The organism is Microcystis sp. Msp_OC_L_20101000_S702, from assembly GCF_007095705.1.
Lineage (GTDB): Bacteria > Cyanobacteriota > Cyanobacteriia > Cyanobacteriales > Microcystaceae > Microcystis > Microcystis ichthyoblabe_A.
The window spans coordinates 42,603-54,689 of the sequence record NZ_SFBO01000121.1; the positions used below are offsets into that span (position 1 = coordinate 42,603).

Here is a 12,087-nt window from a genome sequence, read left to right on the forward strand (position 1 = left end):
TTCTCCGAGTCACCTGATTAGGGAAAGATTTCTCTCCTGTCTCCTGACTTGAAAGAGGGTGTAGGGTGTAGGGTGTGGGGTGTAGGGAAGGAAACCTCTTTCATCTGTGGGGGTGAAAATTTTTTCATCGGGACTGACTCCTAACTCCTTAATTCTGCTGTGTTAGGGCAGCCAACGGGGTTTAAAACCAGGGTTGAGTTCTTGAGGTAAAATTTTCGGGATGCTATTGGGACTGAACTGATCAGGAAGCGGTAATAACCAGAGACGACCATCGGCAATACTCGACCCCTCCCCAGTGACTAAATCATTTCCGACTCCAAAAGGTATGGTTGCTAACTGATCAAATAATAAAGCCACGCCATCGGGAGACATACTCATCTGCACGTCACGATAATTAGGTAAGGCCAGCAGGGGGATCATTTTACCCGTTTTTAGCTCAATAATCGCTAAAAATGGTTCTTCTTTCACCTTGCCATCGCTGCCCATAACCAGATCGCTTTTCAGACAGTAAAGGGTTTTTTCCTGTCGCGGTTCAAATTCACAGCTAATAATCGGATTAGCTGTTCTTAATAGTAGTCTTGACTCTCCCTGATCATTGAGCAAAAATAGCGATCGCTGATTATCTGGTTCCGATTTCACCATGAGTTTTTGGCGACCATCCCGGGAAAAAGCGAGTATTTTCTCGTAGGTGGGCAAAAATTGCGGTTTTCCCCCTTGCACATCCAAAGGAATCACCGCTACCCCTCCCGTTTGACTGACAACCGCTTTTTTACCGTCGGGAGATAGTAAAAAAATATCCCCTTGTATTCCTAACGGTCGCGATTGTCCATCATCCCTGATTACCCATAAACTGGCATCCCCCGGATTCCCGTGATTGATTCTCTGCACCATTAGGGTTTTGCCGTTATCTGAGAGATTAAATCGCAGATTTTGATAGGTTTTCGCGTCTAAAAACCTTTCTATACGACCACTAGGCAAATTTTGACTATTTTCGTCATGATTTAAACCCGTGGTAATTGTGTAAAGTTGCTGTTTTGGGGTATCTCGTCCTAAGTCAGAGCGATCAAAGGCCGAGAATAAAATTCTATCCCCCCTCGGATAGATTTGAAAATCCGTGACCACTAGATCCCCAGGGGTAAGGATGGTTTTTTTCAGTTCTGTGACCTTATTTGCCCCCTGAATGATATTACAGACGATTAAACGGCCTCTTTCCTCTTGGTTGACTCCAATATAGGCAAAAGCTCGATCGTGGCTGTAAAATTCGCCGATAAAGTCCTCACCTTGGGCAATGGGTAACTTTACTTGATATTTCTTGCCGTAGATGGGCAATTCCGTCAAAGTATAGGTCAAGCGATCTCCGGCCCAGCTAATTTTACCCGGTAAGGGAGGATTGATCACCAAGCTGGTTTCTATATCGGAACGGTCAATCGGTCGATTAAAACTTAAAGTAAAATAATTGTCCCTAACGCCGATTTTTCGCCCTTGCCAGCTAAAATTCTCCCCTCGGGTCGGGACTTGATTTCCCTGGATCAAAATCGACGATATCGCGGCAATTAAAGCCAAAATACTCGCTAAAACTAAGCGATCAAACCAAGCTAATCTTTTCATCAGTTATCAGTTATCAGTTATCAGTTATCAGTAGTCGGTCGTCGGTCGTCAGGAGATTGCTTTTATTTATTCTCCCATCTCCCCCCTCTACAATAATTACTCGCCACCAGAAACACCTTGCGCCTGTATCATACTTTGTGCTTTTTGTCAAAAAAACTTTTTTTTTGCAATAAAACTACATAAAAAAAAGATCATCGTTGTGGGTGAAATTGACTAATTTACCCGTCTTAAATAGGATCACCTTCTAGGTTTGACAAGGGTTTCAACCATTGCTGGCTAAAAAAGCACAGAACAACCCATTCTGAAATTTTATCAAATCGCTGTAACCATTGGAACATCGTTGTTAAATAAAAATCTTTCTCAATTAATTCTTAAGAATTTATAAATATTGCGGAATGTTAATTTAAATATTCTCAAGTTTTTACGGTCAATAAATAATTTTTACTTATCTTTGTCCAAAATTGGGTTAGAAGTCAGTTATCAGTTATCAGTTATCAGTTATCAGTTCACTGAGAAAACTCCCCACACCCCACACCCCACACCCCACACCCCACACCCCACACCCCACTTTCTTATCAGCTTTAGTAATGATTGTCATCGGTTTTTTCAATCGAATAAATAAAAACGCCCCCAAAAAGGAAGCGTTTTTTAACTTATCATGAGGACTTAGCAAAATGTGTGCAGAGTTAGAACGCGGATGTTGGATGGGGATCCAGCATCTGTTTATTTTTAACCATCGATCGCCGGCACTGTCAAGGCCATGGGAATAGCATCACCGGAAGCTAAATCGAGGGGGAAGTTATACGTTCAAGTGTATTTACAGCCCCGGCAATGGTGTCCCTTTTTTGGGTTTATTTATTTCAAAAATTATCTCTTTATTTGTATATTTTTAAACTTGTATAAAATTGATTTAAGTTTTGTAAAAAGTAGTTGACAAAATCCAATCTAGATGGAATAGGACTCTATCCTTAAGGTTGACAAAATGTGGTAAGGTGGAGTGAGTAATAAAACTGATCACTAACCTATTATCAGTGACAACTGCCAAATTCACCAGAGAAGGCTAAATATAACTATGTCCAAACGGTTTAAATTCGACTCCTCCGAGATGATTTATCTCACCGATAAACTGATGAATGTGGCCAGCAATCGTTACTCGATCGTCGTGCAGGTCGCTAGACGGGCCAAGCGGGTCCGCTACGATACCGTAGAAAATATCGACGACCCGATGATTAAACCCGTCCAACGGGCCCTGATGGAAATGACCGACGAATTAACCGAACCGGAATTATTACGCGATTAATCCCCTAAAATTGCTGGGGAGCAACCCCTAAACTTCATCGGGGTTGATACCCAGCGCTCTTAGTCTTTCCGCTAGTCGTTGGGCTTTTTGTTCCGCTTCCTGTTTGGCTAAACCTGCTTGAGCGGCGATCAAACGTTCTTGAGCGGCGATCGCACTTTCCTCTCGATACTGGGAAGAAGGCGATTTTTATTGTAGGAAAGGTTAACCATAGCGATTGTTTTGACTAGGGAAATTACCAAGTATTCGGTTGAAAGTCGGCATCATTAATAATAGCCACCGTATCCCCGGAGGGTTTAATCACAAATAGACCTTTTTTATAAGCATAGCGATCGATTCCCTCGTTGATTTCAATTCCTGCCACTGCACCGTAGGCTCGATAGTTTTGATAATGGGGAAAAGCGATTTTAAAACGAGTCAATTTTTCAATAAATTCATCTACATCATCTTGAGATAATCTCGATTTACATTCCACCACCACGAGATCGGTATCATCCACCCCTAGGATATCAATTTCCATGGCGATGCCCTGACGTTTGACTCTAGCACGGGGATAAACTTCCTTAATATCAATGCCTTTTTCCTGAAAAAGCCGTAAAACCGCCGGTTCTACCAACTCTTCCACAAATCGACCCCAGCGAGTGGTCAGACTATCTACCGCTTTGCTGGTTCGTTCTACGGTGCGTTTCAGTTCTGTCATCGAGCGATCGCTTTCTAGTTTAGATTCGGCCAGGAGGTTCTCTATTTCGACTCTATGGCGATCATATTCCGCCTTGGATTGGGCAACCAGGCGATCATATTCCGCCTTGGATTGGGCAACCAGGCGATCATATTCCTCAGCCCGGCGATCATATTCCGCCTTGGATTGGGCAGCCCGGCGATCATATTCCTCGGCCCGGCGATCATATTCCGCCTTGGATTGGGCAGCCCGGCGATCATATTCCTCGGCGGAAGCGCGGAATAGCTGGTAAATATCCTCAAGAGTTACTGGTTCACTCATAGACTTGCCTCTAAAACACCCCTGATCATTTTAGCGATTCCGTCGAGAAGCCGGACGAGAGCCAGAGAGCAAAACGGAAATAAATATTAGGAATTATTTAAAAGACTTGACAAATGTGCGGGGGGGTAGTGTTTTTCTGGAATTTACTTGGTTCCAAAACTTGCATAATCCTTACAACGCTCAAAGAGCTTGATTTTAGATGAAACTAACGATTATGGGCATTTTATCTGGGGTTGCCTTTGCGAATCTGGGCATCTCTGGCATTGCAGAAGCTTTTCAACTGATTCCTTCTGGTCTTAGTCCTGGTAATCAGTATCGCTTGGTATTTGTTACGGATGGCACGATTCAAGCAACAAGCACTGACATAAATACCTACAATACCTTTGTTGACAATGAGGCGCACACCTCAACAATATTAAATGACGCTTTTACGAATGTAGGAATCGACCCTGTTAGTATTACTTGGAAGGTGATCGGTTCGACAGCTAGTGTGAATGCGATCAACAATACCTCAACCAATACAGTTGACACGAGTGTCCCTATCTATGGTCTAGATGGCAAACTGATCGCCTTCGGTAACTCCGACCTGTGGGATGGCGATATCTGTCCCCATATACCGGCGGCTGGCATCATTTGTCATGATGGTGGTATTTCGATGTCGCAATCTGGTCATTATTTATTCGGTGATGTGTGGACGGGGACTTTATCTTCGGGAGTTGCTTGGTCGGAACCTGGTTTAGGTCCACTTGGGTCGGTACCAGTAACTATCGGATCGAGCTATGGAACGAACGTAACTTGGATTCGTTATGGGAGCGATTTTGGTCCAGGGTTTAACGGTCCGGTAGCATTCCGCCCTTTGTACGGAATCTCTTCGGTGCTGACGGTTCCCACCCCGACTGCGACCACTCCAGAACCTTCTAGCCTTCTCGGTTTTATCACCTTGGGCGGATTAATGCTAGGGGGTACCGTCCGCAAAGCGCGGAAGTAATACCTACAAGGGAGAGGAGGCGAGGGTTTCCTCTCTCGAAGCGGAGGTTTTCGATACTTTATTTGGTATCATCAAGTAAGAGAAGCTTGATTTATGTTGGTACAGAAATGATGAATCAAAAAATTACTGCTATTTTCAATGGAGAAGCTTTTTATCCTACTGAAACCTTTAATCTTAAGCCGAATACTAAAGTAAAATTGACAATAGAAACTCAATTAATTGATGAAGAGCAATTGCAAATAATGGCAGATGATCAGGATATTTTAGCAGAAATCGCTACCATTAATGGCTCTTCGGTTTGTGTTATGCAATTGACGGGGGTTATAAGGGATGGAACTCTTATAGAGAAAGGCATTTAGCGATTTTTGTCAATTGTTTTTTATCTAGAGCGAACTAATCAATTAAGTCTCTTGCCAGATAAGGATTTAGTCGATTTATGCCCCCCTATCGAACCATACCAAGTAACGAAGAGCCCCATTAATCAGGAGTTTATGGTCTCTGAAATGGACGGTTTGTAGAAAATGACTATCGCAAGAGGTGAAATTTATTTCGTTAATCTTAACCAGATTCAAGGAAAAGAGCAAGCAGGAACTAGACCAGTTTTAGTATTATCTATTGATGTGATCAATCAGTTACCCTTAGTGGTGATGGTAGTGGTGGGGACGAAAGGAGAAAATATTCGCCAAGATTATCCGACTAATGTTCGCGTTTCGACTGATGAAAGTGGGCTTCCTTTAGAAACAGTCTTTCTTGGTTTTCAAATTCGTTCAATTGATAAAAATCGTTTCCCCTCGGCACCAGTTGGGAAACTATCCGAAGAAAAAATGCAAGAAATTGAAACGGCAGTCCGGTATTGCCTAGTATTGTAAGGAGATTTTATATTTTTGGTACGGCGTTTATCCATAGCTCCTGCAAGCGTGGTATTTCATTGATGCCAATTCTAGCAGATAGCCTCGAGGCGCTCTGACCAAGGTAGTCCTGGCAGCGATAACCACAGCGCGCAACTTCCGCAAGAATGCTAATATAAAAAAGCTATTGGCTAATTTTTTCCTATTTTAACTCGCAATATGCTCCCGTCTAATCTCGATCGCATCGTCGAACGCCTCAAACGTCGTACCGATCCTAAGCAAAAATACGAACAATTACTAGCTTTTGCTAAAAAACTAGAACCAATACCAGAATCTGCCAAAATACCCACTAATAAAGTCCAGGGCTGTGTATCCCAAGTTTATATCACTGCCGACATCGAAAATGGCCAGGTTTGGTACAAAGGCGATTCCGACGCGCAATTAGTCAAAGGTTTAGTTGCTTTGTTAATCGAGGGGTTAAATGGACTGACTCCCTCGGAAATCCTGCAAGTCACCCCGGATTTTATCGAAGAAACCGGTTTAAAAGTCAGTCTTACCCCTTCCCGCGCCAACGGATTTTATAATATTTTCCAATTAATGCAGAAAAAAGCTCTCGGTTTTCAGTTGGGAATGTCCGCTTAGATGTCTAGTTTTCTGGTTCTGGTTCCTTTGATTCGGGAATCTCGCAGTTTTGGAAACGAGTATCCACCAGCGAACGCGTGCAACCCCAATTACTCGGTATTCCCGACGGCCAACCCATCCGCAAAGCTTCCGGACAGATGGCCATCACCGTTAGCTGACAGTCAATTAACTGAAAACCCTCTTTCTCACACTGTTTGAGACTGTGTTTGAGAATGGAATCATTGTTAAATTCGATGGTTTTATTACACTGAATACAGACCAAATGATGATGGTGGTGGGGATAGGGTTGATTGAGTTCGTAGTGTTTATGACCCTCGGCCAATTCCAACTCCCGCAAAATTCCCATCCGCGACATTAGTTTAACACTGCGGTAAATCGTCGATAAACTAATTCCTTCCCCCCGTTTGTCCAGTAATTCCTGCAATTCTTCGGCACTGAGATGATTGCCTTTCGGTAAATTCTGGAAAACGTGCAGAATTTTCTCTCGCTGGGGAGTTAAGCGCCACCCCCGTGCATTGAGTTCCGCTTTCAGGGAGGAGGCAGTGTAGGCAGACATAAGCGATCGACTCTCAATAAAAGCTATTTAATTGACAATGATAGTCGTTTCGGCGAGCCATTGGCAACAGTTTTCAGTAGTTGAAAATTCTCCCCCCATTCAAGTATGAAAAATTACTATGAAATCCTCCAAATTCCCCGTAATGCCAGTAATAATCAGATAAAAGCCGCTTTTCGTCGTCTGGCCCGGCAATATCACCCCGATTATAATCCCAATGATCCAGAGGCAGTGACAAAATTTCGCGAAATTGAACAAGCTTATCGGGTTTTGAGCGATAAAGACAAAAGAAAAGAGTATGATCGCAGTTTATCCCCAGAAATACCCACTTTTAACCGTAGTGCCGAGGATTTTTATCAACAGGGATGGCACTACGCTCAAGAGAAAAATTATCAACTAGCGATCGCATTTTACCAGCAAGCGATCGCAATTAATCCGCAATTTTGGCAGGCCTATCTGCAGCGGGCGGAAGTTTACTACCATAATCAGCAGGATCGGCAAGTTTTAAGCGATTGTCGGCAAGTTTTGCAGTTAAAACCCGATTGTTCCCAAGCTTACTATTACCTCGGTTTATCCCGTCAACGACTCGGTTACACCCAATCCTCCCTAGAAGCTTATGGCAAAGCAATCGCCATTGACCCAAATAATCCCCAATTCTGTTATCAAAGAGGATTGGCTCTAGAGGAACTCTCGGAACTGCCAGCAGCACGAAAAGATTTCCAAATAGCAGCCAAGAAATTTAAGCAACAGGGAAATTTTCGCCGCTATCATGCCATTGCTAATAAGTTAAGAGACTCTCATAAAAGTTATCGACAACGGCAATCAATCAAGTGGTCAAAAACTCTTTTTATTGTTTTTAATTTGCTGAAAATATCTTTTTTATCTTTGCTCAAACCCAAGACCGGTCTAGCACAGTCTTTTTTAAAGCTTAACCGTAATCAGGCTTTGGCTACAGGGGTATTTGCGGCAATAATCAGCAGTTTTTTTATCGCTTTGACTTGGCAAAACTGGACAGTTAAATCCGAGTTTTTACTGTTATTAGGCTGGGCAGTATTTCCTTTTATTATTCTGACTTTATCTAGTTGTTTGGGCAGAAAATTAACTAATAAATATGGTAGTATCGTCGGGGATATATTTTTAGGTGGCTTAATAATTTTGCCCTTTTCCCTCGTCATTTGGCTCACTTCCTATTTATCCATAAATGGCGATATTATCGGCGCAATTATCGGTGTAACTGGCGGTTATCTAACCGGAATTCTCTACTATGGTTATCGCCATTTATCCAATATTTCTTCGCCGATATCTTTACTTTTACTCCCTTTTGTGCTAGGTTTTCTTACGGTTAATATCTGGGTAGTTTATTATTATCTCTAAATCTTCTGGGGTATTACAGTTAAATAAAATCTCGGAATTATCGATAATTAATTCCTCCACCACAGCGGCATTTAACCACTTTTGAAAAGAAGTGCCTCCCTGCTTAATATAAGTCTGCAAAGATGCTAAACAACGACGATGATAAAAAGCACAGAGAGGCTCCCAACGATTGCCGCACCGAGGAACCGAAGCCATAGCATTTTCTGGTACAGTGGCTAATAATCTTGACCATTCTTGAATAATTGAAGACCTGAGTAAAGGTAAATCACAAGGGAGTAATAAAACCCAATCGGTTGATACAAAAGTTAATCCCAAGGCAAAGGCCAATAAAGGCCCCCTAGTGGGGAGAGGTTCCTTGATTATTTGGCAGCATTGGGGAATGATCAGTTCATAACGTTCTGGCCAAGGCGTAATCACAGACACTTGTACTGCACAATCTTGGGCAATTAAACAGATATTCTCTAGAAAAGAGACACCCTGAAAAGATAACAATGCTTTATCTCGTCCCATGCGGGAACTTTGACCACCAGCCAGAATTAACGCCGTTAAAGCGGGAAAATCACTCATAATAACCAGTTTTAAAGGATAAACCACAGAGGCACAAAAAACACAAAGAAAAAGACAGAAAGAACAAGAGAGCCTACAAATCTAGGCAACTTGCTCAAACCTATGCTAGTCTCTTGACAATTAATAATGTCTCCCTAAATAAGCAATAGATGAATTCCCATTTAATCAAAGTTCCCTTTGTTGATTTAACTTGGCAAAATCAGCCCCTACAAGCAAAAATTACCAAGGCAATCCAAACAGTTATCGACCGGGGAGATTTTGTTTTAGGCCAAGCTTTAGCCGAATTTGAAACCGCCTTCGCCCAAGCTTGCGGAGTCGAGTATGCTGTGGGAGTAGCTTCTGGCACTGCTGCTCTTGCCCTGGCTTTACAAGCTTACGGCATCGGTGCCGGGGATGAAGTGCTAGTCCCCGCTAATACCTTTGTCGCCACCCTCATGGGTGTTATTCAAGCGGGAGCCAAACCGATTTTAGTTGATTGTCACCTCGAGACGGCCTTAATTGACCTTGCGGCGGCCGCCCAAAAAATTACCCCCAACACCCGCGCCATTCTCCCAGTACACCTGTACGGACAGATGGTATCACCCCAACAATTACAGGATTTTGCCCGCAGCCATAGTCTGATTATCTTTGAAGATGCGGCCCAAGCCCATTTAGCCAGTAGAGAAGGTTATCGCGCCGGCAGCATCGGTGTGGCGGCGGGGTTTAGTTTTTATCCCAGTAAAAATTTAGGCGCTTTTGGCAATGGCGGAATGTTAGTGAGCAATAATCCTGAAATTAGCCAAAAAGCCCGCAGTTTAAGAAATTATGGCGCACCAAGCAAGTATTTCCACACCGATATCGGCACTAATAGCCGTTTGGATAGCATACAAGCCGCCATTTTAAACATTAAATTACCCCATCTGGAAGGCTGGAATCAGACCCGTCAGCGAGCGGCAAGACAATATGATCGGCTGTTGGCTCCTTTAGCCGATAAGGGCATTTTACCCATAAGAGACGAAACCGAGACTGGTCATGTCTATCATCTCTACGTTATTCGCCTCCTCCCCCATTGTCCCGTTGATCGCCAACAACTACAAGAACAATTAACTGCCGTCGGTATTCAAACTGGCATTCATTATCCGATTCCTTGTCATCTACAACCGGCCTATCGCTACCTGGGTTATCAACAGGGAGACTTTCCCAATGCAGAGACTCTCTGTGAAGAAATTGTCTCTCTCCCCATGTACCCCGGCATCCGGGAGGAGCAAATTGCCATCGTGGTTGAACAGATCACTGCGATCATCGGGTAACATAAATTCAGAATTTGTCACTAAATCGCTCTGTCCTATGGGTATTAGTCCTTCCTTATCCACCGTCTCCCAGAAAAATCGGCAATCTTGGCTGATGATCGGTTTCTTGGCGGTTATCTATGGTCCGGTGATCTTTCACTGGTACGATGGTTGGCTGAATAAATCGATCAGCACCGAACACGAGTACTTTAGCCACGGCTTGATCGGCCTTCCCTACGCCGCCTATATTGTCTGGCAGAATCGCAAAAAATGGCAACGCCTCGAAGATCGCTCCCACCCCCTCGGAGCGTTTTTGTTAACCCTAGGAGCGATTTTGTATCTCCTCGGTTCCTCCCTTTGGGTTAGTATGTCTTTTCCGATTATTTTAGCGGGAATCTGTCTCTGGTTAAAAGGAAGGGAAGGTTTTAAATTACAGGGAGTTCCCCTACTTTTAACAGCCTTAGCGACTCCTAATCCTATCCCCTACCTGATCGCTCCTTATACTCTACCCCTACAGGTTTTTATTGCTGCTTGCTCTGGTTTTATTCTCCAGCAAGCGGGCCTAGATGTCTCCGTTGACGGTGTCTATATAGCGGTAGAAGGTAGGATGGTGGAAGTCGCTCCCTACTGTGCGGGGCTGAAAATGTTATTCACCAGTCTCTACTTCACGCTGCTGCTGCTCCATTGGACTGATACCATCAAAAACGGCCGTAAAACCCGCTTTATGCTCCTCAGCGCCTTTGGAATTAGTGTCGGAGCTAACATCATTCGTAACGCGCTTTTAGCTTGGTTTCACGGCACAGGACAGGAGGAAAACTTTACATTATTCCACGATGGCTGGGGGGGCGATTTATACTCCGTCTTGATGTTGTTACTGATCTTTTTGGTCTTCCAAATCATGCAGTATCGCGAGGTAGTCAGGAAACAGTCCCTGGCTCAAGAGGAAGTTAACCAGGATGATTAGTCGAAAAATTCCGGACGAGGTAAGTTTAGTGTTAGATAAAATCAAAAAAAAGCTACCGGGTAATTATTTACTGCTGTTGTGCTTGCTGCTGATTTTGATTTTAGGGGGTATCTTACCCAATTTAATTTCTGGCCAGTGGTCTTGGCTGGATCAACCGAGAATCGGTAATATTCAGAAAATGCTGGCCCTACAAGAATCGGGAATCAAGTTCTCTGACCTGAAAACCACCGACCGGAGCCAAGCTGAAATCGCTGAGAGAAAATGGTCGGTACAAGTGGTGGAAAGTCCTGAAGGCAAGAGGATCACCGTGCTTTTAAAGCCACAGGTTTACTATAAAAGTCAACCGGGAGTAGAATGGTCAGATATAAGTTCTATTAGTCGTTGGAATCAGGGGGAAACAACCGAGCTATCAATTCCCACCCAGTCAGGAGGAAAGGCCACGGCTCGATTCTATCGGGCTTGGACACAAAGCACTTTTGCCGTGGTGCAATGGTACGCTTGGCTAGGTGGTGGTCATTACGATCCCTCGGTGTGGTATTGGCTTGACCAATGGGCGCAATTAAAAAGACAAAGAGTACCCTGGATAGCCGTTTCCTTGCTGATTCCCTTAGAACCGATGAAAGAACTGCAAACTCTCACTCCCTTTGCTCTCAATCTCGCCACGGAAGTGCAGAGTTACTTAGAACAAAATGTCTTAAGTCAATTAACTTCTCTGCCTGAGACCAAAAAAGAAAAGTAGTTTTTCTGCTCCCAACTATCTGTTTAAAAAAAACTAGCTCAAGGCACTTTTCTAGTCGTTAATAGCTTCTTTGTTCCTCTCCCACTAGATAACTCTCAGAAAATAAATTGATATATCTGTTTGACATCCTCACCGCCGTAAACGGACGGTGATTCCCAAACCTCACGATTTAGGTTTCTGCTTCTTTCCCTTGCGGGGTTCCGCACCTGCCTTAACAGATTTACTCTGTTCTGGTCTTA

General features: G+C 43.6%; 13 protein-coding genes. 9 read left to right on the forward strand and 4 right to left on the reverse strand.

The genetic code is table 11. The annotated features are described in order from the left end of the window. Positions 1-162: 162 nt before the first annotated feature. Complete coding sequence (locus EWV60_RS13180; protein WP_287232692.1) at positions 163-1,608, reverse strand: Ig-like domain-containing domain; 1,446 nt, start codon at positions 1,606-1,608, stop codon at positions 163-165. A 1,072-nt stretch (positions 1,609-2,680) separates the two neighbouring features. Between EWV60_RS13180 and EWV60_RS13185 the strand changes: the two genes are divergently transcribed. Next, a complete protein-coding gene (locus tag EWV60_RS13185; RefSeq protein WP_002737694.1) occupies positions 2,681-2,908 on the forward strand; it encodes a DNA-directed RNA polymerase subunit omega in 228 nt (75 codons plus the stop codon). 232 nt (positions 2,909-3,140) lie between these two features. Here EWV60_RS13185 and EWV60_RS13190 read toward each other — a convergent pair whose 3' ends face one another. Next, positions 3,141-3,905 (reverse strand): DUF3782 domain-containing protein, encoded by a 765-nt coding sequence (locus EWV60_RS13190; protein WP_287232694.1) that lies wholly within the window; start codon positions 3,903-3,905, stop codon positions 3,141-3,143. Between the two features lie 199 nt (positions 3,906-4,104). On the opposite strand from EWV60_RS13190, the gene EWV60_RS23260 reads away from it, so the two are divergent. From EWV60_RS23260 to EWV60_RS13210, 4 genes are all read left to right on the forward strand, one after another. After that, on the forward strand, positions 4,105-4,893 hold the full coding sequence (locus EWV60_RS23260; protein WP_353734396.1) for a PEP-CTERM sorting domain-containing protein: 789 nt from the start codon (positions 4,105-4,107) through the stop codon (positions 4,891-4,893). Between the two features lie 107 nt (positions 4,894-5,000). Next, entirely contained in the window at positions 5,001-5,252 is a 252-nt protein-coding gene (locus tag EWV60_RS13200) for a hypothetical protein (protein ID WP_287232697.1), read from the forward strand. Positions 5,253-5,414: 162 nt separating this feature from the next. Further along, positions 5,415-5,762, forward strand: a complete 348-nt coding sequence (locus EWV60_RS13205; RefSeq protein WP_043997143.1) for a type II toxin-antitoxin system PemK/MazF family toxin — start codon at positions 5,415-5,417, stop codon at positions 5,760-5,762. A 198-nt stretch (positions 5,763-5,960) separates the two neighbouring features. Further along, positions 5,961-6,383, forward strand: a complete 423-nt coding sequence (locus EWV60_RS13210) for a SufE family protein (RefSeq protein ID WP_002755684.1) — start codon at positions 5,961-5,963, stop codon at positions 6,381-6,383. Between the two features lie 4 nt (positions 6,384-6,387). Here EWV60_RS13210 and EWV60_RS13215 read toward each other — a convergent pair whose 3' ends face one another. Then, positions 6,388-6,939, reverse strand: coding sequence for a ferric uptake regulation protein (locus tag EWV60_RS13215; protein WP_002737956.1), 552 nt, complete (start codon positions 6,937-6,939; stop codon positions 6,388-6,390). Positions 6,940-7,044: 105 nt separating this feature from the next. Here EWV60_RS13215 and EWV60_RS13220 point away from each other — a divergent pair, with 105 nt between their 5' ends. Next, positions 7,045-8,310 (forward strand): J domain-containing protein, encoded by a 1,266-nt coding sequence (locus tag EWV60_RS13220; protein ID WP_287232699.1) that lies wholly within the window; start codon positions 7,045-7,047, stop codon positions 8,308-8,310. On the opposite strand, the gene EWV60_RS13225 is transcribed toward EWV60_RS13220, so the two are convergent. Further along, positions 8,263-8,877 carry a molybdenum cofactor guanylyltransferase gene (locus EWV60_RS13225; RefSeq protein ID WP_287232700.1) on the reverse strand — a complete coding sequence of 205 codons (615 nt, stop codon included), beginning with the start codon at positions 8,875-8,877 and terminating at the stop codon, positions 8,263-8,265. The genes EWV60_RS13220 and EWV60_RS13225 overlap by 48 nt on opposite strands. Before the next feature lie 149 nt (positions 8,878-9,026). Here EWV60_RS13225 and EWV60_RS13230 point away from each other — a divergent pair, with 149 nt between their 5' ends. From EWV60_RS13230 to EWV60_RS13240, 3 genes are read left to right on the forward strand one after another with little or no spacing between them, the layout of a single operon-like run. Continuing rightward, on the forward strand, positions 9,027-10,166 hold the full coding sequence (locus EWV60_RS13230; protein WP_287232702.1) for a DegT/DnrJ/EryC1/StrS family aminotransferase: 1,140 nt from the start codon (positions 9,027-9,029) through the stop codon (positions 10,164-10,166). 37 nt (positions 10,167-10,203) lie between these two features. Further along, entirely contained in the window at positions 10,204-11,109 is a 906-nt protein-coding gene (crtB, locus tag EWV60_RS13235) for a cyanoexosortase B (protein ID WP_287232703.1), read from the forward strand. After that, complete coding sequence (locus tag EWV60_RS13240; RefSeq protein ID WP_002792562.1) at positions 11,102-11,848, forward strand: cyanoexosortase B system-associated protein; 747 nt, start codon at positions 11,102-11,104, stop codon at positions 11,846-11,848. Before crtB ends, EWV60_RS13240 begins: the two co-directional genes overlap by 8 nt. Positions 11,849-12,087 lie beyond the last annotated feature (239 nt).

What these genes read in the sequence shown, in the direction of transcription:
- EWV60_RS13180 (WP_287232692.1), bottom strand. Translation starts at nt 1,608, where the DNA reads ATGAAAAGATTAGCTTGGTTTGATCGCTTAGTTTTAGCGAGTATTTTG.
- EWV60_RS13185 (WP_002737694.1), top strand. Translation starts at nt 2,681, where the DNA reads ATGTCCAAACGGTTTAAATTCGACTCCTCCGAGATGATTTATCTCACC.
- EWV60_RS13190 (WP_287232694.1), bottom strand. Translation starts at nt 3,905, where the DNA reads ATGAGTGAACCAGTAACTCTTGAGGATATTTACCAGCTATTCCGCGCT.
- EWV60_RS23260 (WP_353734396.1), top strand. Translation starts at nt 4,105, where the DNA reads ATGAAACTAACGATTATGGGCATTTTATCTGGGGTTGCCTTTGCGAAT.
- EWV60_RS13200 (WP_287232697.1), top strand. Translation starts at nt 5,001, where the DNA reads ATGATGAATCAAAAAATTACTGCTATTTTCAATGGAGAAGCTTTTTAT.
- EWV60_RS13205 (WP_043997143.1), top strand. Translation starts at nt 5,415, where the DNA reads ATGACTATCGCAAGAGGTGAAATTTATTTCGTTAATCTTAACCAGATT.
- EWV60_RS13210 (WP_002755684.1), top strand. Translation starts at nt 5,961, where the DNA reads ATGCTCCCGTCTAATCTCGATCGCATCGTCGAACGCCTCAAACGTCGT.
- EWV60_RS13215 (WP_002737956.1), bottom strand. Translation starts at nt 6,939, where the DNA reads ATGTCTGCCTACACTGCCTCCTCCCTGAAAGCGGAACTCAATGCACGG.
- EWV60_RS13220 (WP_287232699.1), top strand. Translation starts at nt 7,045, where the DNA reads ATGAAAAATTACTATGAAATCCTCCAAATTCCCCGTAATGCCAGTAAT.
- EWV60_RS13225 (WP_287232700.1), bottom strand. Translation starts at nt 8,877, where the DNA reads ATGAGTGATTTTCCCGCTTTAACGGCGTTAATTCTGGCTGGTGGTCAA.
- EWV60_RS13230 (WP_287232702.1), top strand. Translation starts at nt 9,027, where the DNA reads ATGAATTCCCATTTAATCAAAGTTCCCTTTGTTGATTTAACTTGGCAA.
- crtB (WP_287232703.1), top strand. Translation starts at nt 10,204, where the DNA reads ATGGGTATTAGTCCTTCCTTATCCACCGTCTCCCAGAAAAATCGGCAA.
- EWV60_RS13240 (WP_002792562.1), top strand. Translation starts at nt 11,102, where the DNA reads ATGATTAGTCGAAAAATTCCGGACGAGGTAAGTTTAGTGTTAGATAAA.